25 protein-coding genes are annotated in these 23,635 nt (G+C 67.4%); 15 read left to right on the top strand and 10 right to left on the bottom strand.

Annotated features, from left to right (window positions below):
• Positions 1-310: 310 nt before the first annotated feature.
• A complete protein-coding gene (locus WKW79_RS03860) occupies positions 311-772 on the top strand; it encodes a hypothetical protein (protein ID WP_340333765.1) in 462 nt (153 codons plus the stop codon).
• A 42-nt stretch (positions 773-814) separates the two neighbouring features.
• Here WKW79_RS03860 and WKW79_RS03855 read toward each other — a convergent pair whose 3' ends face one another.
• The 9 genes from WKW79_RS03855 to xoxF form a co-directional block, all read right to left on the bottom strand.
• The gene (locus tag WKW79_RS03855; RefSeq protein ID WP_340333764.1) at positions 815-1,237 is read right to left on the bottom strand and encodes a hypothetical protein; all 423 of its coding nucleotides are present in this window, start codon (positions 1,235-1,237) and stop codon (positions 815-817) included.
• 36 nt (positions 1,238-1,273) lie between these two features.
• On the bottom strand, positions 1,274-2,149 hold the full coding sequence (locus tag WKW79_RS03850) for an MBL fold metallo-hydrolase (RefSeq protein WP_340333763.1): 876 nt from the start codon (positions 2,147-2,149) through the stop codon (positions 1,274-1,276).
• Positions 2,150-2,318: 169 nt separating this feature from the next.
• Positions 2,319-3,185 (bottom strand): quinoprotein dehydrogenase-associated SoxYZ-like carrier, encoded by an 867-nt coding sequence (locus tag WKW79_RS03845; RefSeq protein WP_340333762.1) that lies wholly within the window; start codon positions 3,183-3,185, stop codon positions 2,319-2,321.
• Entirely contained in the window at positions 3,182-4,171 is a 990-nt protein-coding gene (locus WKW79_RS03840) for a quinoprotein relay system zinc metallohydrolase 2 (RefSeq protein ID WP_340333761.1), read from the bottom strand. The genes WKW79_RS03845 and WKW79_RS03840 overlap by 4 nt, the downstream gene beginning before the upstream one ends.
• 34 nt (positions 4,172-4,205) lie before the next feature.
• Positions 4,206-4,586 (bottom strand): hypothetical protein, encoded by a 381-nt coding sequence (locus tag WKW79_RS03835; RefSeq protein ID WP_340333760.1) that lies wholly within the window; start codon positions 4,584-4,586, stop codon positions 4,206-4,208.
• A gap of 18 nt (positions 4,587-4,604) precedes the next feature.
• Positions 4,605-5,288, bottom strand: a complete 684-nt coding sequence (locus WKW79_RS03830) for a hypothetical protein (protein WP_340333759.1) — start codon at positions 5,286-5,288, stop codon at positions 4,605-4,607.
• Between the two features lie 18 nt (positions 5,289-5,306).
• Complete coding sequence (locus tag WKW79_RS03825) at positions 5,307-6,161, bottom strand: substrate-binding domain-containing protein (protein ID WP_340333758.1); 855 nt, start codon at positions 6,159-6,161, stop codon at positions 5,307-5,309.
• Positions 6,158-6,520, bottom strand: coding sequence for a c-type cytochrome (locus WKW79_RS03820; protein WP_340333852.1), 363 nt, complete (start codon positions 6,518-6,520; stop codon positions 6,158-6,160). Before WKW79_RS03820 ends, WKW79_RS03825 begins: the two co-directional genes overlap by 4 nt.
• Before the next feature lie 172 nt (positions 6,521-6,692).
• Positions 6,693-8,513 (bottom strand): PQQ-dependent ethylene glycol dehydrogenase XoxF, encoded by a 1,821-nt coding sequence (gene xoxF / locus WKW79_RS03815; protein WP_340333757.1) that lies wholly within the window; start codon positions 8,511-8,513, stop codon positions 6,693-6,695.
• 593 nt (positions 8,514-9,106) lie between these two features.
• Here xoxF and WKW79_RS03810 point away from each other — a divergent pair.
• From WKW79_RS03810 to WKW79_RS03760, 11 genes are read left to right on the top strand one after another with little or no spacing between them, the layout of a single operon-like run.
• Positions 9,107-9,847, top strand: coding sequence for an ABC transporter ATP-binding protein (locus tag WKW79_RS03810; protein WP_340333756.1), 741 nt, complete (start codon positions 9,107-9,109; stop codon positions 9,845-9,847).
• The gene (locus tag WKW79_RS03805; protein WP_422823795.1) at positions 9,844-10,833 is read left to right on the top strand and encodes a PQQ-dependent catabolism-associated beta-propeller protein; all 990 of its coding nucleotides are present in this window, start codon (positions 9,844-9,846) and stop codon (positions 10,831-10,833) included. Before WKW79_RS03810 ends, WKW79_RS03805 begins: the two co-directional genes overlap by 4 nt.
• Before the next feature lie 5 nt (positions 10,834-10,838).
• The gene (locus WKW79_RS03800; RefSeq protein WP_340333755.1) at positions 10,839-12,014 is read left to right on the top strand and encodes a type 1 periplasmic-binding domain-containing protein; all 1,176 of its coding nucleotides are present in this window, start codon (positions 10,839-10,841) and stop codon (positions 12,012-12,014) included.
• Positions 12,011-12,874: an ABC transporter permease gene (locus tag WKW79_RS03795; RefSeq protein ID WP_340333754.1), complete on the top strand. Its 864-nt coding sequence runs from the start codon at positions 12,011-12,013 to the stop codon at positions 12,872-12,874. Before WKW79_RS03800 ends, WKW79_RS03795 begins: the two co-directional genes overlap by 4 nt.
• A complete protein-coding gene (locus tag WKW79_RS03790; protein ID WP_340333753.1) occupies positions 12,871-13,863 on the top strand; it encodes a Bug family tripartite tricarboxylate transporter substrate binding protein in 993 nt (330 codons plus the stop codon). The genes WKW79_RS03795 and WKW79_RS03790 overlap by 4 nt, the downstream gene beginning before the upstream one ends.
• 27 nt (positions 13,864-13,890) lie before the next feature.
• Positions 13,891-14,913, top strand: coding sequence for an AAA family ATPase (locus tag WKW79_RS03785; RefSeq protein ID WP_340333752.1), 1,023 nt, complete (start codon positions 13,891-13,893; stop codon positions 14,911-14,913).
• Positions 14,914-14,925: 12 nt separating this feature from the next.
• Positions 14,926-15,783 carry a DUF58 domain-containing protein gene (locus tag WKW79_RS03780; protein ID WP_340333751.1) on the top strand — a complete coding sequence of 286 codons (858 nt, stop codon included), beginning with the start codon at positions 14,926-14,928 and terminating at the stop codon, positions 15,781-15,783.
• 8 nt (positions 15,784-15,791) lie between these two features.
• Complete coding sequence (locus tag WKW79_RS03775; RefSeq protein WP_340333750.1) at positions 15,792-16,730, top strand: hypothetical protein; 939 nt, start codon at positions 15,792-15,794, stop codon at positions 16,728-16,730.
• Positions 16,731-16,767: 37 nt separating this feature from the next.
• The gene (locus WKW79_RS03770) at positions 16,768-17,799 is read left to right on the top strand and encodes a vWA domain-containing protein (RefSeq protein WP_340333749.1); all 1,032 of its coding nucleotides are present in this window, start codon (positions 16,768-16,770) and stop codon (positions 17,797-17,799) included.
• Positions 17,790-18,338: a hypothetical protein gene (locus WKW79_RS03765; protein WP_340333748.1), complete on the top strand. Its 549-nt coding sequence runs from the start codon at positions 17,790-17,792 to the stop codon at positions 18,336-18,338. Before WKW79_RS03770 ends, WKW79_RS03765 begins: the two co-directional genes overlap by 10 nt.
• Entirely contained in the window at positions 18,335-19,351 is a 1,017-nt protein-coding gene (locus tag WKW79_RS03760) for a vWA domain-containing protein (RefSeq protein ID WP_340333747.1), read from the top strand. Before WKW79_RS03765 ends, WKW79_RS03760 begins: the two co-directional genes overlap by 4 nt.
• On the opposite strand, the gene WKW79_RS03755 is transcribed toward WKW79_RS03760, so the two are convergent.
• Positions 19,285-21,261: a S9 family peptidase gene (locus tag WKW79_RS03755; protein ID WP_340333746.1), complete on the bottom strand. Its 1,977-nt coding sequence runs from the start codon at positions 21,259-21,261 to the stop codon at positions 19,285-19,287. The genes WKW79_RS03760 and WKW79_RS03755 overlap by 67 nt on opposite strands.
• 246 nt (positions 21,262-21,507) lie before the next feature.
• On the opposite strand from WKW79_RS03755, the gene WKW79_RS03750 reads away from it, so the two are divergent.
• The 3 genes from WKW79_RS03750 to WKW79_RS03740 all read left to right on the top strand — a co-directional run bounded on the left by WKW79_RS03750 (position 21,508) and on the right by WKW79_RS03740 (position 23,604).
• Positions 21,508-22,383: a sensor histidine kinase gene (locus WKW79_RS03750; protein ID WP_340333745.1), complete on the top strand. Its 876-nt coding sequence runs from the start codon at positions 21,508-21,510 to the stop codon at positions 22,381-22,383.
• On the top strand, positions 22,380-23,015 hold the full coding sequence (locus WKW79_RS03745; protein WP_340333744.1) for a response regulator: 636 nt from the start codon (positions 22,380-22,382) through the stop codon (positions 23,013-23,015). Before WKW79_RS03750 ends, WKW79_RS03745 begins: the two co-directional genes overlap by 4 nt.
• Before the next feature lie 151 nt (positions 23,016-23,166).
• The gene (locus tag WKW79_RS03740) at positions 23,167-23,604 is read left to right on the top strand and encodes a hypothetical protein (RefSeq protein WP_340333743.1); all 438 of its coding nucleotides are present in this window, start codon (positions 23,167-23,169) and stop codon (positions 23,602-23,604) included.
• Positions 23,605-23,635 lie beyond the last annotated feature (31 nt).

Genomic DNA, 23,635 nt, shown 5'->3' with positions numbered 1-23,635 from the left:
CCCCTCCCGTTGTTGGTCAATTGATTCTCTGCGGGGCGGGTGTGAGAAGAACGTACGTGCTTATCCCAATCGAGTGTGGCTTTGCAACGGTCTGGATGCTGGTTGCGGTCTTGCATGTGAACCTTCTGCTGACGGCGGGCGGGTCGAAGCTTCCCTCGCGGCTCGTTTCGTAAATTCACGGCAGCTTTACCAACCGCTCAGCGACAGGTCAGACAACAGGTCACCATGAGGCTCTTCGGTGGCATGCACTTGTCGCCGATCTCAATCGTCGGCGCTGCCGCATGCAGCCCGGCGCAAAGGAGGCGGATACATGACATCCATCGCATCGAGTTCCATCGGCCATGCGCCGATCCTCGCTGGGTCCGCGTCGGACTCGGAGATTCCGGCGTTGGTGGCCCAGGTCTACGAAGCGGCGCCCGCGGAAGAGCGTTGCCATCTTGTCGAAACGCTGCTGCGGCCGCTTGGCGTGCTGTCGCTGGTGGCGATCGCGCATGGCGTGTTCGCGAAGATCCGGTTTCGCAGCGCGGGGCACGAGCTGAACGTGCGCGTCGACGACCTGCAGAACGTCAGCGGGGCCGACATGATGGCGCTGGTGCACCATGCGCAGCAGGTCAGCATCGAGACTGTCGACAGCCTGGTGCAGCAGCTTTCGAGCTCGGGCAGCATGACGGGCTCGGCGGCTGCGATCGTGCTCGTGGGGCTGCTGGTGCAACGCGCTCGCGCGCGGCGCTCCACGCCGACGCCGGTCCGGGACGCGTCGCTGGATCCCTGACTGCGCGGCTGGGCCTTGTCGGGCGACGCGATGCCGCGAGCGCTACAACGACAAGGTCGAAAGGCTCCACACCACGACCACCAACTGCACGAGGTTGATGAAGATCGCGGCCAGGTGGGTCCTGCGGAAGCCCGGGATCGCGCCCAGGTCATCGGCCTGGATCTGCGCGCGAAGCTGGTCCATCTTTCCAATCACCAGCCGGCGGAACACCACGGCGAGGACAGTGAGCCCAGCCGCCCCGATGGCGAATGCCGCCCGGCCGGCGAAGGCGTAGCTCACCGAGGTCGCGCCCGCGGTGACCATCGCCGCCAGGTAGTAGGTGTTGAAGAAGCCGCGCACGAAGCGCGAGTCCAGCGGCGTGTCGTGCTTGAGGACCAGCAGCGGCACGGAACCCATCAGGAAATAGGCGGTGGTGACCAGCAGTGCCACGGTGAAAAAGAGGGCGGGGAACATGGCGAGGGGCATCTGCAATCTCCGGGAGCGATTCAAGCGGTGCGGAGGTTAATTCAATTGGTCCCGCTGCATGCGAACGAAGAGGGTGGAGGCGTTCTTGGCGTTCAGCGTCTCGTACTGGTCCCAGCCCGCGAACTCCGGCAGCGCCGCGGCCTTGGGCACATCGCTCAATGCGGTGCCGGCTCGCAAGAGTTGCGCGACGCGTGCGCGCAGTTGGGTGAGGTAGCGCACCTGCGCGTCGATGGCCGCGGCACTGGTGCGCGGACCGTGGCCGGGCACGATGACCTGCGTCGGCAGCTTGCGCAAGGCATCGAGCGCGACAAGCCAGCCGTCGATGTCGCCATCCATCACGTCGGGAATGCGCGCCTGGTCGAGCAGGCCGCCCGCGAACAGCACGCCGGTGCGCGGGTCCAGCACCGCGACGTCGCCGGGTCCGCTGGAGTGGCCGAAGTAGAACAGGCGCACCGGGCGGCCGATCACGTCCAGCGTTTGCGAGTCGTCGAACTGCTGGTCGGGCGTGAACATCACGGTGCCCTTCATTTCCTCTTCACCCAGCGTTTCCTTGAGCACCCGCAGGCAACGCTCGCAGCGCGAGGCCATCAGGTCGGCGGCCTTGCGGTGCATGAGCACCGGGATGCCGCGCTCGCGGAAGGCAGCGGCGCCGAAGAGGAAGTCCTTCTGCGCATGGGTGACGAGTGCGAGTCGCACCGGCTTGTCGGTCACGCTGCGGATGGTGGCCAGCAGGGCCTCGCCATTGCGGTACGAGGTGCCGGTGTCGATGGCCAGCACGCCGGTCTCGCCGACGATGAAGCCGGCATTGCCGGTGCGGCCCAGGTTGCGCATGTCGACCGCGCCGGGCTCGCCTTGCACCATGAAGACGCCGGGGCCGACTTCGACGGCCTTCGGTGAGACATAGGCTTGCATGGAGGGCATCGATGCGACGGGTCGCGATGCGCCGGGCGCGGCGCAACCGGTGGCGAGCACCGCGCATGCGATGGCGAGCGCCGCAGCGCCCCACGATGCAGAGCGCGCCCAGCGCATTCGCATCACCAATGAAGGCCGCGAGCGAAGGCAGCGCGAGCGTGGTGCGGCGTCATCCAGGCCGCCGGTACTTCAGCGTGCTTTCGAATTGCAGGTCACGCGAATCCACCACCTCCGCCTTCAGTTCCCCCTCGCCGCGCGGCGCGAAGTAGAAGCGGAAGTTCGGGTTCTCGCTGATCGAGAAATCCACGTCGGCCGACATCACCGGTTGTCCCGCGTAGGTGATGTTGACCTGCCGCACGAAGTGCGCGGGCGTGTAGAGGCGCGTCACCTGGTCGAGTGCCAGGCCGGAGTTGTTGGGATGGCTGATCATCAGTTGCGCGAGTTGCGGCTGGTCGCCGTCGGCGGGGCCTTGCAGGCTCAGCTTCATCCGGCCCAGCGTCTTCAACGCGGCTTCCGCGTCCTTGCCCGGTGGCGCGGAACAGCCGCCCGACGCCTTGACGAAAGCCGTTGCCATCTGCAGCTTGCCGTCGTTGGTCTCGGCGATGGCGCGGATGTGGGTGTACTCATCGACGCGCACGCGGGTCTCGATGTCGGCCCGTCCGCTCAGCGGCGTGAAGTGGAAGACAGCCGAGATCGGCGACGGGTTGTTGTCGATGATCAGCCAGACCTTGTCGATGTAGCGCTCCGGCGTCTGCCGCAGGCGCGAATGGATGGCGATCGGAACGATGGCCGCGTCCTCGGCGCGCACCGGCACCACGAGCGATAGCACGTCATCGCTGGCCGTGGCGATCGGGCGCGACTGGAACAGGCTGGCGCGCACCTTCTTCCAGACCGGATTGGCCTCCGGGTTGTCGGCGCTCTTGATCTGCGCTGCCGCGTGCTGGAAGGGCAGCGCGGCGGCAAGCAGAGCGCCGCAGGTCACGGTGCGCCGCGTCAGGGGGCGTTTCGAGAGCGTGGGTGTCGTCATGTCGGTCATGGCTTCGTCGCCTTGGGCGCCTCGGCGGGGTCGGGGTCTTCCCATTCCAGTTCCGCGTACGCTGCCGTGACGTTGCGCTTGTGGAAGCGATCCGTCAACAGCCAGGACGTACCGGGCGTGACGACAATGCTGTCGACGGCCTGCTGGATCGTCAGGTGCTTGCGGAGGGCTTCACGGGTTTCACGCAGCAGTGCGCCAAGGTAATTGGCCTGCGCGTCCATCACGCCCGGCCAGTCAGCGCTGACCGGCCCGTGTCCCGGCACGACGGTGTCGACAGGCAGGCGCCTCAGGTCTGCCATCACAGACAGCCAGCCGCGCAGGTTGCCATCGAGCGCCGGCAGGTGCCGCACGAAGAGCAGGTCGCCCGAGAACAGCGTGCGGGTGCGTTGGTCGTACACGGTGAGGTCGTTGTCTGTGTGCGCGGTGGGCCAGGCCTGCAGGGTGAGCACCCGGTCGCCGAGGTCCAGGTCCAGCGACTTGTCGACACTGAGGCCGGGGAACACGACGGAGGAGCTCGGCAGGGTGATGCCGAAATCGCGCTTCAACGAGTTCAACCAATACGGTTCGCGCGCCGTCAGCGCCGGGCTGAATCGGGCGCTGGCGACGAAGCGCGGCGCAGGCTTGTCGCCATCGACGAAGGCCACGTTGCCCAGCACATGGTCAGGGTGGGCATGCGTGTTGATGACGTAGCAGACCGGCAGCGGCGTCGCGCGCGCGATCGCGGCTTTCAAGGCCTGGCCGATGGCCGGCGTGCCGCCCGTGTCGATGACGGCGACGCAACGGTTGCCGACCACGAACCCTAGGTTGGCCACGTCGCCGCCGTTGGCGGGCGCCCAGTCTTCCAACGCGCCCGTGTGGACGAAAACGCCGGGCTTCACCTCGACGACCGCCAGGGGTGCCACCGCATCGGCGGCTTGCGCGACCGCGTTCGCAGCACACAGCAGCATCGCGAGGCAGAGGCTGCGAGCCCAACCTTGCGTCGGCATCGCACACCTGCTCCCTGCCATCACATGGCCCGGACTACTTCGGGTCCGCAGCGCCGAGGAAGCAACCTTGTTCAGCCTTCGCCACCAGGGCCTTGTAGCGCTTGACCTCGGGCTCGTACGAGGGCACGTCGCGGATCGCGCCGCCACGTTCGCCGCCAATCGACATGGCCTTGACGATGGTGCTCATCGTCACGTAGTCCTTGTACTTGACGGAGCTGGCGAGCGCGTCGAGCGCGCAGGAGCACTTGTTCGTCATCTCGAAGTTGGAGCCCGGATGCGCGCGTATGCACTCCTGCACGTACAGCACCCGGTCCACCGTCGGGAAGTCGTTGACGGGGCCGGCGGCATTCGCAGCGCCAGCCAGCAGGAGCGCGCAGGCAGTCAGCGCGGAAGGCAATGGGTTGAGCTTGGACATGGTGTTCGACGCAGGCGTTCAGGGTTTGGACGGGGTCCCGGCGCCGTCGATCAGCATCTCCTCGACCATCAGCGGCGCGTCGCCGGCCGACGCGCCGCTGATCCGGGTGCGGATGCCGTAGAGCCCGCCGGGGACGGCGCTCGACATCATGAACACATAGGACTTGTTGATCAACTTCTCGAAGCGCGCGTGGTTCGGGTCGTCGAGGTAGGGCGAGATGCTGAACTCCTTCACCGCCACCGGCTTGCCCTTGTACGGCAAGTTCACGTCGCGCACTGTCGCGCCCTGGTACACCGCCATGCGGATGCGCTTGCGGAAGTAGTTCGGCTGGCCCTTGGTCAGGCGCTGCATCTCCTTGATGTCGCGCTCCAGGAAGTACAGGATCGCCGGATTGCCCTTGGCGCCTTCCACGGGCGGCAGCGTGATGGCGCGCTTGCCGCTGAAGAACTGCGGACTCGCGGCGCAGCAGCTGCCGTCGGGCTGCGCCGTCAGTGCGACATCGACCTTGTCGTCGAAGGCCTCTTCCATCGTGCCGGTCTTGCGGAAGACGTAGTGCAAGGTGAGCGGCGGACGCAGGCCGGCCAGGTGGTCTTCCATGAAAACGGACTGCTCGGCGGCCGAGAAATCGGTTGCGGCACGGACCGGCAGCGACGCCGAAAAGCCCGTGGCGAATACCAGGGCGAGGAGGGGAAGTGCTTTCATCGGCAGCACCTCCGGGGCTTACTTCGGCGCCTCGTACGACGCATCGACCACCGGCACGCCGTACTCCTTCAGGATGGCCATGATCTGCGGCTTGTTCGATTCGATCAGGCCCTCGACTTGCTGCTTCCATTCACGCTCGCCGTAGCGCACACCCATCGCGATCTGGTAGTCGAACTGCACGCCGGGCTCGGACTTCATCGGCACCACCGCCAGCGCGGGCGTCTTCACGCGCGTGGCGTAGTAGCCGCCGATCGGGCCCCAGACGATGGCCACGTCGATCTTGCCCGCGGCGAGGTCCTTCTCGATGATCTCGCCCGGATATTGATCCGGGTCCGCGTTCATGATCTTGTAGGGCACGCCCTGCTCGGTGAGCTTGTGCTTGGTCAGCCATGCCGACGCGGGTGAGCGGTCGTAGATGCCGATGCGCAGCTTGGACAGCGTGGCCGGGTCGAGCTTGAGGAAGTCCTCGGTCGACGCGACCTGGTCCAGGCCCTTGCCCTTGGGAAAGACCAGCGCATAGGTCGAGCGGTAGTAGGGCTTGGTGACCGACACCTGGTCATAGCCCGCCGGCACGCCCATGACGATGTCGCAGGGATAGTCTTGGCCGGGCAACTTGTAGCGCAGCGTATTGCGGATGAAGGCCAGGCGCTGCGGGAAGGAGTAGTAGACGACCGGCAGCCCCATCGACTTGCCGAACACCTCGGCGATCTTGTTCTCGATGCCTTCACCCTTGGTGTTGGAGAAGGGGAGGTTGTTCGGGTCCTGGCAGACGCGAAGCTCCTTGCGCGGCGCGGGCGGATCCTGCGCGGCTGCGCCGTTGACCAGCAAGCTCAGGGGGAGGGCGACGATGGCCAGCGCGCGGAGGCCGTTCATTTGGGAAGTTCTTCGACCTTGGCGCGGGTGATGGCGCCATCGGACCTGCCCTTGAGATACGCGTAGAGCTGATTGATGTTGTCCATGACCACCGGGCTGTTGCCGAAGCTCTGCATGCCCTTGTCCAGCCGGCCGTTGGTCACGGTCTTGACGAAGTCGTCCTTGCTCAGCGTCTTCAGGCTGGTGACCAGCGACGGTCCGACCAGGCCCTCCTGGTTGGCGCCATGGCAGCGATCGCAGGCCGCGGCACGCCAGGCCCGGAAGCCCTTCATGGTTTCGCCGTCCACCTTGTAGCCATCCACCACCGTGTACAGCTTCTTGTCTTCCGCGTGAGCCGCAACGGCACCACCCATGCACATCAGCGCGCATGCGCCGACCAACACCAGTTTCAGTCTCATCATTTGTATTCAGCCCTGTTTCCTTGCCATTGAAAAGAGGGGCAGCCAGTAGGTGCCAGCTGCCCCTCTCCAGTGTGTGGACAGGGCCCGGGGCCTCGTGGTTCCCCGGTACTTACCCTGTCGTCGCATCCCATCAGTTCGGCAGCGCGAAGACTGTCAGCGAACCGCCCAGTTCCGTGTACTGGTTCAACTCACGGTAACCGCCCACTGCGCCCAGGCCGTCCTGGTCCTTCTCCAGGCCCGCTGCCATGCCGATGCCGGCCCAGCCGCCAATGCCCGAGAACACGCCGATGTACTGCTTGCCCTTGTGCTCATAGGTGAACACGTTGCCGATGATCCCGGACGGGGTCTTGAACTTGAAGAGTTCCTTGTTGATGTTCTTCTTGTCCACGCACTTCAGGTAGCCCTCCAGCGTGCCGTAGCACGACAGGCCGCCAGCGGTGTTGAGCGAGCCGCTCCAGACCGAGAACTTCTCGGAATGGCTCTGCACGATCTTGCCGGTGCCGGCGTTGTACGTGATGAAGTTGCCCATGCCGCCATGGCTGCCCGGCGCCGGGTACATCGAGAGCGTCGCGCCCACGTACGGCTGGCCGGCGGTGTACTCGACCTTGAAGGGCTCGTAGTCCATGCAGACATGGTTGGTCGGCACGTAGAAGAGCTTGGTTTCAGGGTCGAAGGAGGCCGGTTGCTGGTCCTTGCTGCCGAGGGCGGCCGGGCAGATGCCCTTGCTGTTGACGTCCGGCCCGTTCTGCGCCGTCGAGTACTTGGCGACCACTTGCGGGCGGCCGGTCTTCATGTCGACGTTGGTGGCCCAGTTGACCTTCGGGTCGTACTTTTCAGCGACCAGCAGTGCACCGGTAACGCGGTCCATCGTGTAGGCGAAGCCGTTGCGGTCGAAGTGCACGAGCGCCTTGGTCGGCTTGCCCTTGACGTCGATGTCGGCCAGGATCATCTCGTTCACGCCGTCGAAGTCCCACTCGTCGAAGGGTGTCATCTGGTAGACCCACTTGGCCATGCCGGTGTCCACGTCGCGCGCGAAGATCGTCATCGACCACTTGTTGTCACCCGGACGCTGCGAGGGGTTCCACGTCGACGGATTGCCCGTGCCGTAGTACATCAGGTTGAGCGCCTTGTCGTAGCTGTACCAGCCCCAGGTGGTGCCGCCGCCGATCTTCCACTGGTCGCCCTTCCAGGTCTTGAGCGAAGAGTCCGCGCCGACCGGGGCCATCTTGCCGTCGGTCCAGGTCATGGTCTTCTGCGGGTCGATCAGCATCTCGGCATCGGGTCCGACGCTGTAGCCCTTCCAGGCCAGCTTGCCGTCGCTCAGGTTGTAGGCCGCGATGAAGCCGCGTACGCCCCATTCGCCGCCGCTGATGCCGGTGATGACCTTGTCCTTGAAGACGTGAGGCGCATTGGTGTTGACCGCGCCGAGCTTCGGATCGCCGTTCTTGACGGTCCAGACCACCTTGCCGGTCTTGGCATCGAGTGCGACCAGGTTGCTGTCGGCCTGTTGCAGGAGCACCTTGCCTTCAGCGTAGGCGAGGCCGCGGTACACCGTGTCGCAGCACATCTGCGGGATCACCGCCGGGTCCTGCTTGGGCTCGTACTTCCAGATGATCTTCTGGTTGTCGAGGTTGATCGCGAAGACCTTGTTGGGGAAGGGCGAGTGCAGGTACATCGTCCCGTCGATCACCAGCGGCGAGCCTTCATGGCCGCGCAGCACGCCGGTGGAGAACATCCACGCGACCTGCATCTTGCCGACGTTGCCGGTGTTGATCTGCTTGAGCTTGCTGTAGCGCTGGTTGTACATGTCGCCAGCCTGCATCGCCCAGTTCTTCGAATTGGCGATATTTTTCTCGACATCGGCATTGGCATGCGCCAATGCCGGCACCGCAAGTAGCGCCGCCGCCAGCAGGCGCCAGGTGCGCCCTATCAAGTGCCCGGAAAATCGCATCGAAGTCTCCTTGTTTTAAAACATCAGAGCCTGTCGCACCAACCGCGGACAGGCGCCTGCCGAGCAACTCGACGAAGCCGGCCGACGTACTAAATGCAAGTTGCGCGCCTGCTTCGGGGCGCCGCAATCGTGGCGCGTTGCAACGGTGTGTTGCCGTGTTGGGATGCGCCGTCTTGCAGCATTGGCGAGGGGAAACCCTAGTTCTTCCATGCCGTCACGGGCGGTTCGCGCGCGATGGAATCGCTCTGGCGCGCGTCACTCGCGGCCGAGCCGCCCTGGCCCCGATTCGCGAGGCTCTCAGGGTTCACCATGAAGTGCGATCCGGCCAATGGCCGCAGCATCGCGCGGTGGGCCCTGCATCAGAAATGTGGCAACCACTTTCGACACAGAGTGTTTCACCGGCAAGGGTGTCATCCGGAGGCAGGCGCGGCATGCGAAGCCGACGGAAAAACCATGGGCGCGGGTATTGCTTTGATGGCGTCTCCGCACCCGACTTGGCCGGTCCTCACTCGCCAAAAAGATTCAGGCAGTCCACTCGGATTGCCCCGACCGACCGCAACGACTGATCAATGCAAGAGACGCTTTCGACGACCATGCTCCGGACCACCGGCCTTACCAAGCGGTACGGCTCGCGCGTTGCATTGAAGGGACTTTCACTGAGCCTGGCGTCGGGGCAATTCGTCGCGTTGCTGGGGCCCAACGGCGCCGGCAAGTCGACCCTGTTCCAGGTGCTCACGGGGCTGTTCGCGGCGGACGAGGGCGAGGTCGAGGTGGCGGGCCATTCGCTCGGCCGCTCGGCCACCGCGGCGCTGCGCCACATCGGCGTGGTGTTCCAGCAGATGTCGCTGGACCTGGACCTCAGCATCCGGCGCAACCTGCTGTTCCAGGCGGACCTGCACGGCCTGCCACGGCGTGTTGCGATGCAACGGATCGAGGCCGACTGCGCACGGCTCGGCATCGAGCCCAACCTCGATCGCAAGGTGCGCGAACTGTCCGGTGGCAACCGGCGCAAGGTGGAACTTGTGCGGGCCTTGCTGCATCGACCTTCCGTGTTGCTGATGGACGAGGCTACGGTGGGGCTGGACCCGAAGTCGCGCCAAGACCTGATGCGTGCCTTGCGCGCCGACGTGAAGGAGCGCGGCGTGGGCGTGCTGTGGGCGACCCACCTGGTCGGCGAGGCCGAAGGCGCGGACCGCGTGCTGGTGCTGCACAAGGGCGAACTGCTGTGCGATGGCACGCCGGCCGAGGTGACGCAGGCGCTGGGCGGGGCGACGCTGGAGGCGGGCTTCATCGCGCGCACGAACGAATCGAAACCAAAGGAGACCGTGACATGAGTGATGTTGGCGTGTGGGTGAAGCGCATCGCCGGTGCGGGCGCGGTGGCGCTGGGCCTCTGCCTCGGCGGGGTCGCGATGGCGCAGGGCACGGCCTACGTGTCGAGTGAGAAGGACCAGGCGCTCACCATGATCGACCTGGGCACGCTCACGGTGAAGGGAACCATCCCGACCTGCAAGCGCGGCCGGCACATCCAGATGACGCCGGACAAGCTGATCATGGTCGCCTGCACCGACTCCAACGCCGCCGACGTGATCAACCCGGCCACGGGCAAGTCGGTGCGGCGCATTCCGCTGGGCGACGAGCCGGAGGCCTTCGACATCTCGCCGGACGGCAAGACCATCTACGTCTCCAACGAGGACGAGGGCGCCACCAGCTTCATCAATGCCGCCAACGGCAAGGTGATCAAGTCGATCAAGGTCGGCAAGGAGCCGGAGGGCGTCAAGGTCAGCGCCGACGGCAAGACGCTGTACGTGACCTCCGAGGTGGCAAGCCTGGTCCACGCGATCGACGTCGCCAGCGCCAAGGTGGTGAAGAACATCAAGGTCGGCAAGCGGCCGCGCCGCATGGCCTTCACGCCGGACGGCAAGGAGCTGTGGGTCACCAACGAGCTCGACGCCAGCGTCAGCATCATCGACACGGCCACCCAGGCGGTGACGGCCACCATCAACTTCGAGGTGAAGGGCGCGCGCGCCGAGGACATCTCGCCGGTCGGCGTCGTGATGACGCGCGACGGCAAGCGCGCCTTCGTGGCGCTGGGCCGGGCCAACCACGTGGCCTTCGTCGACGTGGCGCAACGCAAGGTCACGAACCTGGTGCTGGTCGGCAAGCGCGCGTGGAACGTGGCGCTGGACAAGGCCGAGGCGCGGCTCTTCGTGGTCAACGGCCTGAGCGACGACGTGACGGTGGTGGACGTGGCCGGGGCCAAGGCGCTCAAGAGCATCCCGGTCGGGCGCGTGCCCTACGGCCTGGTGGTGGTCGAGTGAAGGGTGTGGCCTTCCGCGCGGGCGCGGCGCTGCTGGTGGCGGTGCTGGGCGTGAGTGTGTCGGGCGCGGCGGCGGGCGCCGTCACGCCGTTGAAGGCCACCTTGATCGTTCCAGCCGATGACCCGCGCCTGGAGCGATCGCGGGTCGAGCGACATTTCCTGGGCCACACCGACGGACCGGCCAACGACGGACTGCAAGTCGCGCTGGAAGAAAGCGAATTCGAGCTCGAGGCGGTCGATGCCGGCGTCGCGCTGACGGACCAGACGGCCGATTCACTGGCAGCCGCGCGCACGGCCGCGCAAGCCGCGGAAAAGGCCGGCGCGGCGGTGCTGCTGACCGACCTGCCGACCGACTGGACGCTGGCCGTGGCCGACGCGGTGAAGATTCCGGTCATCAACATCGGCGACCCCGCCGACAGCCTGCGCGAGCAGGATTGCCGCGCGCGCCTCTTCCACATCCTGCCCAGCGAGCGCATGCGTGCCGATGCACTGGCGCAAACCCTTGTGTCACGCAAATGGAACAAGCTGTTGCTGCTGGTGGGGCAGAGTGCGCAGGACCAGTTGCGCGCCGCCACGGTCCAGGCGTCGATCAAGCGCTACGGCTTGCAGGTGGTGGCGACCAAGCCGTTCAAGCTGTCCGGCGATCCGCGCGAGCGCGACCTGGCCAATCCCTTGCTGCTGACCGCTGGCACGACCTATGACGCGGTCTGGGTGGTCGACAGCGACGGCGAATTCGCGCGCACCCTGCCGTACCGCATCGTGCTGCCGCGTCCGGTGGTGGGCGATGCGGGGCTGGTGGCGGTGGCATGGCATGCGCAGTTCGAGCGCTTCGGCGCACCGCAGGTGTCGCGCCGCTTTGCCAAGGCCGCTGGCCGGCCGATGACGGCCAATGACTGGTCGGCATGGATGGCGGGCAAGGCGCTGGTGGCAGCGGCCATCGCCGCACCCAAGGGGCCTGCGGCGAAGTGGGCGCAGGCGATCGCCAAGACGCCGATCGACGGCTCCAAGGGCACCAGCCTGAGCTTCCGTCCCTGGGACGGCCAGTTGCGCCAGACCATGCTGCTGACCGACGGCCAGGGCGTGATTTCGCAGGCGCCGATCGATGGCCTGCTGCATCCCACCAACGTGCTGGACACACTGGGCGCGGATGCGCCGGAGAAGAAATGCAAGGTGACGCGATGAGCGCTGTGCAAGAGGTCGTCGCGGACGCCTCGCCGCGGCGCGGCATCGCGCACGCGCTTCAGGCAATGCGTGCGATCGTCCTGCGCGAACTCATCAAGTTCACCCAGCAAACTGGCCGTCTGGTGTCGGCACTGGTCCGGCCGCTCTTGTGGCTGGCAGTCTTCGCCGCCGGCTTCCGCAACGTCTTTGGCGTGGCCATCGTCGAGCCCTACGACACCTACATCCCCTACGACGTCTACATTGCGCCGGGCCTTGTCGGCATGGTGCTGCTCTTCAATGGCATGCAGTCCTCGCTGGCGATGGTCTACGACCGCGAGATGGGCCTGATGCGGCTGTTGCTCACCGCGCCGCTGCCGCGCGCCTGGCTGCTGTTCTGCAAGCTGTGCGCGACCGCGCTGCTGTCGGTGTTGCAGGCGCTGGCCTTCATCGTGGTGGCGATGCTGGTCGGCACCGACCTGCCACTGTTCTCGCTGTCGGGCTTGAACGCACTGTTCGCGCTGGTGTGCGGCGCGCTGATGCTGGGTGCGCTGGGCCTGCTGCTGTCGGTCTACGTCAAGCAGTTGGAGAACTTCGCCGGCACGATGAACTTCGTGATCTTCCCGATGTACTTCATGTCGACCGCGCTCTATCCGTTGTGGAAGTTGCAGGAGTCGGGCGCGGAATGGGTCTACCAGCTGGCGCGCTTCAACCCGTTCACGCATGCGGTCGAATGGATCCGCTTCGCGCTCTACGGCAAGGACCCTGGCGCGGCGCCGTGGGTGGTACTGGGATGCTTGCTGGTGTTCTTCTTCGTGGCCTGCTGGGGTTATGACCCGCAGCGGGGCTTTGGCGGTCTCACCAAGCGCGGAGGCCCTCCATGAACACCGGCCGCCGGCGGTTGCTGGTGCGTGCGGCAGCAGGCGCGGTGACGGCCCTGCCGTTCGTGCGAGCGACCGGCGCCCCAAAGCCCGAGCCCTTTCCCGTCCGCCCGGTGATGCTGTGGGTGCCCTGGGCGCCGGGCGCTGCCACCGATCTCTCGCTGCGCCTGCTGGCCGAACTCGCCGGGACGGCGCTGGGCCAGTCGGTCGTGGTGGTCAACCGCCCCGGCGCAGGGGGGACGATGGCGATGGGGCTGCTGACCCAGGCCGAGCCCAACGGCTACACCATCGCGCAGATGCCGCAGCCGGTGTTCCGCGCGCCCTTCATCCACAAGGTGCAGTGGGACCCGGTGCGCGACACCACGCCGATCATCCAGATCTCCGGCGTGACCTTCGGTGTGCTGGTCGCCAGCGAGAGCCGCTTCCGCTCGCTCGACGACCTGTTCGCCTTCGCGCGCGAGCGGCCGGGCGAACTCAGCATCGCGACCAACGGTGTCGGCACCACGCCGCATCTCGTGCTCGAACAACTCTTTACCGAACGCGGCCTGCGCTACATCCATGTGCCGTACAAGGGCACCTCCGAGCTGACGCTGGCGGTCGAGGGCGGCCAGGTGATGGTGGGCGTCAATTCCAGCGGCTTCGGGCCAGAGGTCGATGCGGGCCGCATGCGCCTGCTGGCGACCTTCTCGGCGCGGCGCTCGAAGCGCTGGCCGCAGGTGCCGACATTGCGGGAGCTGGGCTTCGACATCGTGGCCATGTCGCCGTACGGGCTGGCCGGCCCGCGCGGGGTGCCGGCCCCCATCGTGACCGTGCTGCACGATGCCTTCAAGAAGGCGATGTTCGACCCGCGCTTCATCGAGGACCTGGCGAAGTACGACCAGGAACTCGCCTACCTCGGGCCGGCGGACTATGCCAAGGCCTGCCGCGCCGAGTACGCCAAGGAGCGCGCGGCGGCCGAGCGCCTGGGCGGCACGCGAAGTGCTGTCAACTGACAAGCCGCAACAAACGGAGAACGCTCGATGGATCGAAACGATGCAGTGATGAGCGATTGGCGGCAGCGGGCGCTGGCACTGGAGGCCGAAGTCGCCAAGGCGGTGATCGGGCAGGCGAGGGCGATCCGGCGCATCAGCACCGCCGTGTTCGCGCGCGGCCATGTGCTGCTGCAAGGCGATGTGGGCGTCGGCAAGACCACGCTGCTGCGCGCCTTCGCGCAGGTGCTGGGTGGCGACTTCGGGCGCACCGAGGGCACGATCGACCTGATGCCCAACGACCTCATCTACTACACCTACATCAGCGCCGAGGGCAAGCCGGCGGTCGAGCCCGGTCCGTTGATCAAGCATGGCGAGAACCTGGCGATCTTCTTCTTCAACGAGATCAACCGGGCCCGGCCGCAGGTGCATTCGCTGCTGCTGCGCGTGATGGCGGAGCGCAGCGTGTCGGCCTTCAACCGGGAGTTCCGCTTTCCACACCTGCTGGTGTTCGCCGACCGCAATCGCGTGGAGCGAGAGGAGACCTTCGAGATCTCGGCGGCGGCGCGGGATCGCTTCATGATGGAAGTGACCATCGATGCGCCGGCGGACGACGGCGAACGCCGGCAGTTGATGTTCGACCCGCGCTTCCATGACACCGACCGGCTGGTCGGCGCGCTGGCCAGCGGGCTGGTTGCGTACGAGGACCTCAACCAGGTGTCGGATCTCATCCAGCGCGGGGTGCAGGCCTCTGATGCGTTGCAGGCCTATGCGCTGAACCTCTGGCGCGCGACCTCGGTGCCGGCCGAATACGGCGTGCGGCTGTCGGACCTGGACACCGCGCAATTGATGCTGGCTGGCGCCAGTCCGCGCGGCATGAGCCTCATGATGCGCGCCGCGCGCGTGGCGGCCTGGCTGGATGGCCGCAGCTACGTCGCGCCGGAGGACGTGCAGGCCGTCTTCGTCGAGACCATTGCGCATCGGCTCTGCTACCAGCCGGTGTACGAGATGCGGCGGCAGGAGATCTCGGGGCGGCTCATGAGTAGCATTCTGGCCAGCGTGGCGGCGCCCTGAAAGGCGGATGCGGTGACGCAGCAGGCGCCCACCACGCGCGAGGTGCACTACCGGTTTGCGACACCGGCCATGGGTCATTTCCCTGGCCATCACCGCAGCACGCGCGGCGAGAGCGGCTTCGAGTTCCGCGGCCATGCCTCCCTGCTGGACGCGCCCGACCCGCGCCGGCTCGACCTGCATGCGAGCCTGCGCGATCCCTTCGGCAACTGGGTCGTGCGGGTCTACAGCCAGCGCAAGTCGATCCCGGTCGTGGTGGTGGCGGACCTGTCGGCGTCGATGGGCTTTGCCGGCACGCGGCGCAAGCTCGACGTGCTGGCCGACTTCGTCGACAGCCTGGGCTGGTCGGCCTGGCGCACGGGGGACAGCTTCGGCTTCGTGGGTTGCGATGGCGCGGTGCGCGAGGACGTGCTGCTGCCGCCGACGCGCATGCGCGGCGTGGGCGCGACGCTGGCGCAGGCCTTGCGCGGGCTGGACCTGGAGGGCGAGTCGGCGCGCGGGCTGCTGTCGGCCAGCCGCTACCTGGGGCGGCAGCGCGCGCTGGTGTTCCTGCTGTCCGACTTCCATCTGCCGCTGCCCGAGGTCGAGGCGCTGATCGCCTCGATGGCGCATCACGAGCTGGTGCCGGTCGTGCTTTGGGACCCGATCGAATTCAGCCTGACGGCGCAGCGTGGCCTGGCGAACGTGGTCGATCCGGAGAGCGGCCGGCGGCGGCTGGTGTGGTGGCGTCCAGCGTTGCGTGATCGCTGGCTGGCGGCGCAGGCGCAGCGTCGCGAGGCGCTGCTGCATGTGTTCCGGGCAAGCCGGCTCAAGCCGCTTTTCATCGAAGGCGACTTCGATGCCGATGCCGTCACGCGGCACTTCCATTCCTGAGCGGGCGCATGACGAACGGCGCACGCACCCCCGATCCGGCACGGCGCCGGTTGCGGCGCGCACTGCTGGGATGGGTGCTGGCCGTCTCGGCCTTTGGCGCGGCAGCGATGCAACTCGAAGCAAGCACCTCCGACCCCCGCGCCTTCGGCTACCAGGTGGGTGACACGGTGTCACGCACCGTCACGGTCGACCAGCCGGACGGGCTCGTGCTCGACGAGGCCAGCGTGCCGCGCCCCGGCGCGCGCGGCAATGCGCTGGAACTGCGCAGCGTCGAGCGGAGCAGCAGCGGACAGTCCGGCGGGCGTCGCCTGGAGATCAGGCTGGCCTACCAGGTGTTCCTGTCGCCGCCGGAGCCGCGCACGCTGGAGATGCCGAGCTTCACGCTGCGCTTCAAGGGCGAGCCGCGTGCGCAGGAGCTTCGCATCGATAGCTGGCCGGTGACCGTGTCGCCGCTGGTGCCGGTGGATGTGTCGTCGCGGCACGGCCTCGGGGATCTGAGGCCGGACGCCCCGCCGCCGCTGATCGACAACCGCTTCGGGCGCTATCGCCTCATCGCGTACGGCTGCGCGGCGCTGCTGCTGCTGGCCTGGCTGGCCCATGTGTACATCGGGCTGCCGTGGTGGGGCCGCGCGCACCGGCCCTTCACGATGGCCTGGCGCACGCTGCGCGGGCTGACGCCGGCGAGCCCGGATGCGCAGTGGCGCGAGGCCTACCAGCGCCTTCACGCAGCATTGAACCAATCGATGGGCGAGGTGGTGTTCGAGCAGGGCATCGACCGCTTCGTCGGCGCACGGCCGCGCTTCGCGCACCTGCGCGACGACCTGGCCACCTTCTTCGCGCAGTCGCGCACCGAGTTCTTCGGCGCGGGGGGAGCGGACAAGGGGGACCGTACCTGGCTGATCGATTTCTGCCGCCGTTGCCGCGATGCAGAGCGGGGTTCGGCATGAGCGCCTTCCTTGAAGCGCGCAGCGGGGAGGTCCTTCGATGACCTTCGACCATCCGCACCTCCTCTGGCTGCTGCCCCTGGCCCTGCTGCCGCTGCTCGCGCGCACCGGCGGCGCGCTCAGCAACACCTGGGCCGCGCAGATGCCGCACGATCGCGCCTCCGACCTGCTGGGCTGGGCGCTACGCGCCATCGGTGCGATCGCGCTGGTCGCATCGCTGCTTGGCATGGCCGGGCCGCACCTGCCGGAGTACGAGGTGGAGCGCGTCGGCAAGGGCGCCGAGATCGTGCTGGTGCTGGACCGCAGCCGCAGCATGGACCAAAACTTTGGCGGCGCGCGAAACGGCGCCATCAAGGGCACCGGGCCCGAGGCGATCGACTACTACGTGCGGCAGAGGAACTTGGGCGAGCCCAAGGGCAAGGTCGCGCGCCAGCTGCTGGCGGAGTTCGCTGCCAAGCGGCCGGATGACCGCTTCGGCATGATCGTCTTCAGCACCCTGCCGATCCGCGTGCTGGACTTCACGTCGAAGAACGAGGCCATCCAGGCCGCGATCTCGGCGGGTGACATCGGGCGCGGGCTGTCGGAGACCAACATCGGCCTGGCGCTGCAATCGGCGCTGTCGTACTTCGAGGACGAGCCCTACACCGGCTCGCGCATCGTGATGTTGGTGTCCGACGGCGGCGACCGTCTCGATACCGAAGTCAAGGAGCGCATCGCCTACCTGGCCCGCAAGCTGCGCGTGGCGATCTACTGGATCTACCTGCGCTCGAACAACAGCCCCGGCCTGGTGATGGAGAAGGGCGAGACGCCGTCGAACGTCGATGCCGTGCCGGAGTACGCGCTGCATCGCTTCTTCGAGCAACTCGGTACGCCGTACCGCGCCTACGAGGCACATGACCCTGCCGCGCTGAAGACGGCCATCGAGGCGGTGAACCGGCTGGAGAACCTGCCGATCACCTACCTCGACACCGTGCCGCAGCGTGACCTCACCATGCCTGTCCTCTGCTTCGCGCTCGCGTGCGTGCTGCTGCTGTTGTTGGCCAACCTCGTGGAGCTGCGGCGATGGGCCTGAACAAGCTGCGGCGGCGCACGCGCGTGGTGTGGGGCCTGCTGGCCGTGCTGGCGGTGGCGGCGATGGTCGATGGCGCGCTCGCCTGGCGCAAGCACCGGTGGAACGAGGTGATCGCTTCCGGCACCTTGCCCGCCGACACCAAGGAAGCGCCGCCGGAGCTGCGCTTCGCACAGGCCCATGCACAGGCCGAGGCAGGCGAAGAAGAAGCCGCGCTGCACCTCTATCGCAGCCTGGAAGACGAAACGCCGCTGGGCCAGTCCGCCCGCTACAACAGCGCCAACCTGCTGATCCGGCAGGCGGTCGCGATGCAGGCCGGCGCCGAGCCCGGCAAGGCCATCCCGCTCATCGAACTGGCCAAGGAGATCTACCGCGACGTGCTGCGCGTCGAGCCCGATCGCTGGGATGCGCGCTACAACCTCGAACGCGCCCAGCGGCTGCTGCCCGACCCCGATGAACTCGAACCCGAGCCGCCCGACCTCAAGCGCAATGCCGAGCGCGCGGCCACGACGATGCGCGGCTTTTCGCCGGGCCTGCCATGAAGCGCGCCGACGGTCCACGCCACGCGTGGTGGTACCTGGCCGAGCGCTGGCTGCTGGTTCTGGCGGCGCTCGCGTTGGTCGCCGGTCTGTTCGAGCCTGGCGTGATGACGCAGCGGCCGCTGGTCGACCACATCGTCGTGCTCGATGTGACGCAGAGCATGAACGTGACCGACGAGCGCATCGACGGCGAGCCGGTGTCGCGCCTGGCCTTTGCCAAGCATGCGCTGCGCCAGTCGCTGCTGCGGCTGCCCTGCGGCTCGAAGGTCGGCTGGGCGGTGTTCACCGAATACCGGGCCTTGCTGCTGCTGTCGCCGATCGAGGTCTGCGCCAACCTGAAGGAGCTGCGCTCGACGCTGGCGCAGATCGACGCCCGCATGGCCTGGTCGGGGAACAGCGAGATCGCGAAGGGGTTGCACAGCGCCATCGGCATCGCCAAGCTGCTACCGGACAAGCCTTCGCTGGTGTTCGTCACGGATGGCCAGGAGGCGCCGCCGCTGAATCCGCACTACCGGCCGGCCTTCGACGACAAGCCGGGCGATGTGCTCGGGCTGATCGTCGGCGTGGGCGATCTGCGACCGTCGCCCATTCCCAAGACCGACCCCGATGGCCGGCCGCTGGGCTTCTGGCGCGCCGACGAGGTGGCGCAGACCGACCTGCGCAGCCAGGGGCGCAACGCCAGCGTGCGTTCGGAAGGGATGGTCAAGGACGCAGCCGGCGGCAATGCGCCCACGCTTGGCGCCACGCCGGGCAGCGAACACTTGTCGGCTTTGCGCGAGTCCTACCTGCGCTTGCTGGCGGGGGAGCAGGGCCTGGAGTTCGTGCGCCTGCAATCGCCCGAGCGACTGGCGCAAGCCTTGACCTCGCCCGCGCTGGCTCGGCCGGAGGCGGCGCGTTTCAGCCTGGCGGGCGCGCTGGCGGCTGTGGCATGGGCCTTGTTGCTGGCGCGCTATGTGGTGCCGTTGCTGTTCCGGCGTCGCGCCTCGCGGACCGGCTTGAAGACCAGGGTGTCATAGAAATAGAACTCGGCGTCCAGCGCCCACGCGATGTTCATGCCCTGCCGGAAACCGTGCTGCTCGCCGGCGAACAGCAGGTACTGCGTGGTGATGCCTTTCTCGCGCAGCGCGCTGACCATCGATTCGGTCTGGCTCGGTGGCACGATCCTGTCTTCCGCGCCCTGGAAGAAGGCGACCGGCGCGGTCAGCCTGTCGGCGTTGCGGACCGGGGAGCGCTGGGCGTAGACCTCGCTGTCTTCCGCATAGGGCGCGACCAGCCAGTCCAGGTAGCGCGATTCGAACTTGTGCGTGTCCCGCGCCAGTGCCGCCAGGTCGCTGACGCCGTAGTGGCTGCCGCCGGCCTGGAAGATCTCGCGCACCGCCGGGTCGGCGCTGGTCAGGCAGGCGAGCGCGGTGAAGCCGCCCGCGCTGGTGCCGGTGATCATGATGCGCTGGCCGTCGACCAGGCCTTGCTCGACCAGATGGCGCGCGGCGGCGGCGCAGTCCTCGACATCGACGATGCCCCACATGCCTTGCAGGCGTTCGCGGTAGGCGCGGCCGTAGCCGGCACTGCCGCCGTAGTCCACGTCGACCACGGCGACGCCGCGGCTGGTCCAGAACTGCGTGCGCAGGTCGAGCAGGGTGGATGCGGAGGAGGTCGGGCCACCGTGGCATCGGACCAGGAGCGGAGGCCGTTCCCCGTCGGGTGCGCGATGGTCCGCGTTGGCGGGTGGATAGAACAGGGCAAAAGCCGTCTCGCCGCGTGGCGTCGGGAACTCGATGGGTCTCGGCGTGGAGAAGTGGCAGTGGATGGCGGGGTCGTCCGCGACTGCGCCGGACTGCCGGAGCACGGTGGTTGCGCCCGTGCGCGGGTCCAGCAGGACGATGGCGGTCGGCAGGGTTGGCGCGCCGGCCTTGAAGGACACCTGTCCGCCGTGCGCGCGAACCAGCGAGAAGTCGGCATAAGGCAGGTCGAAGCGTGTCAGCCCGCCTCTGTGGAGGTCCAGCAGCGCGAGCCGGCCGAGGCCGCCCTCGATGTAGCTGCACACCGCCTCGCTGGCCGAGAGGAAGGCATAGGTCGACATCCCCAGCCCCCATTGCGGCCGGCCGAACTCGGCCGCCATCGGGCACACGTTGACGACATGCCCGCCCGCCTCGCGGCGATGGAGATTCCACCATCCCGAGCGGTCCGACATGAAGTACAGAAGCCCGTCCGGCGCCCATTCGGGCTGGAACACCGACTCGCCTGGACCACCGGCCACCCGCGTCGCGTTGCGCACCGTGGCACCGTCGAAATCCGCGACCCAGAGCTCGGTTCCCTCCCACGGCATGCGCGGGTGGTCCCATGCGAGCCAGGCCAGGCGACGGCCATCCGGGCTGAGCCGTGGCGAGGCGAAGAAGTCATGGCCCTGCACGACCATGTTGCCAGGGCCTTCGGAACCCAGGTCCAAGGTCACGATCGTGTTCACGGCTTCCAGGGTGGCGTCACGATGATCCTCGCGCACGCCGATCCACAGCCCGCGCTCCGTGTCGACTCGCCCATCGGCATACCGAAGCGCGGCACGCGCCGCGCCGTCGGCCGCCGCCGGCGTGAGCGGCACAGCGCTGCCGCCCTGGTCCAGGCGGTACAGCCGCTGGTCCGCGAAGTCGCTGAAGCAGGCGGTGCCATCCACCACGATCGCCGCCGCGCCGCCGTACTCATGCACCCGTGTGCGCACGGAAAACGGTGGCGGCGTGACATCCACGTTCGACCCATCCTCGGCGCGTCGGACCAGTACATGCCGGCCGGCCTCCTGTGGCCGGGATTCGACCCAGTACACGTCGCGGCCATCCAGCAGCACATCGACGAGCGTGATGGATTCGCCGGCCACCAGCGCGGACGTGATGGGGGACGACCAGGTTCCGAACGGGGCCTCGACCAGATTGGGCATGGAGTTTGCGGTTGGGTTGCGACGGGCCGTCGCGGCGGGTGAGGGAGGCGGGAATGATGCTACGAATCAACGCCTGCCGCGCGGATGTGAAGGCTGGCGACGCAGGGCTGCAGGCACTGGCTGCACTCGGGTCAGCCCGGGGGTTGCGTGTGCCGGACGACGTTACATTGCGGAACAGAGTGCGGCACGGCGCTCCAATTGGAGACATGTCGGATGAGAACGGATTGGCGACTGCCGAAAGTGCGTTTGGCTCCCGAACGAATCGAATTCGCCGGGGTGCTGCTGCTGACCTTGCTGACCTTCGTGGTGTCCAGTGCGCTGGAACTGCGCGAGCGCGTGACCGAACTCCTGGCGCATGGCGAGGCATGGCAGGTCGACGAGATTCCATTCACGCTGATGGCCTTGTCGCTGGGCCTGGCCTGGTATGCGCGACGCCGGCGCCTCGAGGCATCGCGACTGCTGGCCAAGAACCGCGAACTCACGCAGAAGCTCATCGCGCTGCAGGACAACGAACGGCTGGCGCTGGCGCGCGAGCTTCATGACGAGTTCGCCCAGCACTGCACCGCCATCCGCATCGAGGCCACCTACATCCAGCGCTCGCATTCCCTCGAACAGATCGGCGAGGCCGCGCGGCGCGCTGCCGCCTCGGCCGAGTCGCTGCAGGAAGGCGTGCGGCGACTGGTGCGGCGCCTGAGGCCGGCGGAACTGGACCAGTTGGGCCTGGTCGCGGCGATGCAGTCGCTGTGCGAAGCCTGGACCACGCGCAGCGGCGTGCCGTGCCTGTTCCATTCGCGGGGCAATCTGTGCCAACACAGCGAGGCCGTCGACACCACGGTCTATCGCGTGACGCAGGAAGCCCTGGCCAATGTCGTGCGGCATGCGCATGCCACGCGCGTGAACATCGAGCTGGCGGTCACATCCGACAGCCTGAGCCTGTGCGTGGAGGACGATGGCCGCGGCTTCACCGCCGCGTCGCCGGAGAGCGGCTACGGCCTGCTCGGCGCGACCGAGCGTGCCGCGGCGCTGGGCGGGCGGCTGGTGGCCGACAGCGCGCCGGGCGCCGGCACCCGCATCCACATGCAACTGCCGCTGGTCCCCGAACTTCACAGGGAGGCCGCGTGATCCGGCTGCTGCTGGTCGACGACCATCCGGTGGTGCGCGCCGGCTACCGCCACCTGCTGGAACAGGACGGCGACATGCAGGTGGTGGCGCAGGCGGCCAGCGTCGACGAGGCCTGTGCGCAGTTCGTCTTGCATGCGCCGGAGATCACGATCACCGACCTGTCGATGCCCGGCAGCAGCGGCCTCGACCTGGTCCGGCGACTCCGCGAACGCGACCCCCGCGCACGCACGCTGGTCTTCAGCATGCACGACACCAACACGCTGGTGCATCGCGCGCTGGAACTCGGCGCGCTGGGCTTCGTCTCCAAGAGCAGCCCGCCCGAATGCCTCATCGAAGCGGTCCACTGCGTGCGCGACGGGCGCCGCTACCTGAGCCCGGCGCTGGCCGAGCGGCTGCGCAACGGCGCGGGCGAATCGCAGGCCTTCGATTCGCTGACGCAACGTGAATTCGAACTGTTCCGGCTGCTGTCGCGTGGCGAGTCGGTGGCCAACTGCGCCAACACGCTTCACCTGAGCCCGAAGACGGTGTCCAACCTGCAGAGCCTGCTGAAGGACAAGCTGGGCGTGCACACCACGGCGGCGATGGCGCACCTGGCGCTGCGGCACGGACTCATCCCCGCAGAGCACGCCTGAACGCGCCTCCCTCATTGGAGGGATGAAAACACTACCGCACATTTTTCGTGTGCACAGGGCCACATCGAAAGAAAGTCTCGCTGCCTACCATTTGCACAGGTTCGAAGCCATCGCCGCATCGGACCCTTGCAACCGATCGCAGGAGCCGATGATGAAGCCTTCTTTCTCTTCCCGTTCTTTCTGGCGCGCGCCCGCCGCCGCCGTCGCCGCACTCGCGCTGTCTGGCGCCGCCGTCATGGCGCTGGCCCAATCCAGCTACACGCCGCCGCAGGGCTCTACCCAAGGCGCAGCACCGCTGACCTTGCTGCTGCGCGGCCCGACGGGCGATCCCTCGACGCTCGTGTTCTCGGCCGATGCGGGTTGGCGCCTCCATCGAGGCTGGGCTTCGGTCGCGAAGACCACGCGAGGCGACGGCATGCTCCAGATGATGAAGACGGCCATGAAGTCGCCCCCGGTGCCGCCCGAGGAGCAACCCGCGACGGCGCGGCCCTTGACGGTGTTCATCGACGGCCCGACCGGCTACACCTTCATGTACAACTTCGACCAGGGCTGGAAGTTCGTCGGGCAGATTGCCAACGACGGGCGTTAGCGATTTCATGCGTGATGACGGCAGGGCACCC

Source organism: Variovorax robiniae (assembly GCF_037889955.1).
Lineage (GTDB): Bacteria > Pseudomonadota > Gammaproteobacteria > Burkholderiales > Burkholderiaceae_C > Variovorax > Variovorax robiniae.
This window is presented reverse-complemented; position numbering and strand designations above follow the sequence as displayed.

Bases quoted from the DNA above. Each gene is read 5' to 3' on its own strand.
- WKW79_RS03860 (WP_340333765.1), top strand. From the start codon at position 311: ATGACATCCATCGCATCGAGTTCCATCGGCCATGCGCCGATCCTCGCT.
- WKW79_RS03855 (WP_340333764.1), bottom strand. From the start codon at position 1,237: ATGCCCCTCGCCATGTTCCCCGCCCTCTTTTTCACCGTGGCACTGCTG.
- WKW79_RS03850 (WP_340333763.1), bottom strand. From the start codon at position 2,149: ATGCAAGCCTATGTCTCACCGAAGGCCGTCGAAGTCGGCCCCGGCGTC.
- WKW79_RS03845 (WP_340333762.1), bottom strand. From the start codon at position 3,185: ATGACCGACATGACGACACCCACGCTCTCGAAACGCCCCCTGACGCGG.
- WKW79_RS03840 (WP_340333761.1), bottom strand. From the start codon at position 4,171: ATGCCGACGCAAGGTTGGGCTCGCAGCCTCTGCCTCGCGATGCTGCTG.
- WKW79_RS03835 (WP_340333760.1), bottom strand. From the start codon at position 4,586: ATGTCCAAGCTCAACCCATTGCCTTCCGCGCTGACTGCCTGCGCGCTC.
- WKW79_RS03830 (WP_340333759.1), bottom strand. From the start codon at position 5,288: ATGAAAGCACTTCCCCTCCTCGCCCTGGTATTCGCCACGGGCTTTTCG.
- WKW79_RS03825 (WP_340333758.1), bottom strand. From the start codon at position 6,161: ATGAACGGCCTCCGCGCGCTGGCCATCGTCGCCCTCCCCCTGAGCTTG.
- WKW79_RS03820 (WP_340333852.1), bottom strand. From the start codon at position 6,520: ATGTGCATGGGTGGTGCCGTTGCGGCTCACGCGGAAGACAAGAAGCTG.
- xoxF (WP_340333757.1), bottom strand. From the start codon at position 8,513: ATGCGATTTTCCGGGCACTTGATAGGGCGCACCTGGCGCCTGCTGGCG.
- WKW79_RS03810 (WP_340333756.1), top strand. From the start codon at position 9,107: ATGCTCCGGACCACCGGCCTTACCAAGCGGTACGGCTCGCGCGTTGCA.
- WKW79_RS03805 (WP_422823795.1), top strand. From the start codon at position 9,844: ATGAGTGATGTTGGCGTGTGGGTGAAGCGCATCGCCGGTGCGGGCGCG.
- WKW79_RS03795 (WP_340333754.1), top strand. From the start codon at position 12,011: ATGAGCGCTGTGCAAGAGGTCGTCGCGGACGCCTCGCCGCGGCGCGGC.
- WKW79_RS03790 (WP_340333753.1), top strand. From the start codon at position 12,871: ATGAACACCGGCCGCCGGCGGTTGCTGGTGCGTGCGGCAGCAGGCGCG.
- WKW79_RS03785 (WP_340333752.1), top strand. From the start codon at position 13,891: ATGGATCGAAACGATGCAGTGATGAGCGATTGGCGGCAGCGGGCGCTG.
- WKW79_RS03775 (WP_340333750.1), top strand. From the start codon at position 15,792: ATGACGAACGGCGCACGCACCCCCGATCCGGCACGGCGCCGGTTGCGG.
- WKW79_RS03770 (WP_340333749.1), top strand. From the start codon at position 16,768: ATGACCTTCGACCATCCGCACCTCCTCTGGCTGCTGCCCCTGGCCCTG.
- WKW79_RS03765 (WP_340333748.1), top strand. From the start codon at position 17,790: ATGGGCCTGAACAAGCTGCGGCGGCGCACGCGCGTGGTGTGGGGCCTG.
- WKW79_RS03760 (WP_340333747.1), top strand. From the start codon at position 18,335: ATGAAGCGCGCCGACGGTCCACGCCACGCGTGGTGGTACCTGGCCGAG.
- WKW79_RS03755 (WP_340333746.1), bottom strand. From the start codon at position 21,261: ATGCCCAATCTGGTCGAGGCCCCGTTCGGAACCTGGTCGTCCCCCATC.
- WKW79_RS03740 (WP_340333743.1), top strand. From the start codon at position 23,167: ATGAAGCCTTCTTTCTCTTCCCGTTCTTTCTGGCGCGCGCCCGCCGCC.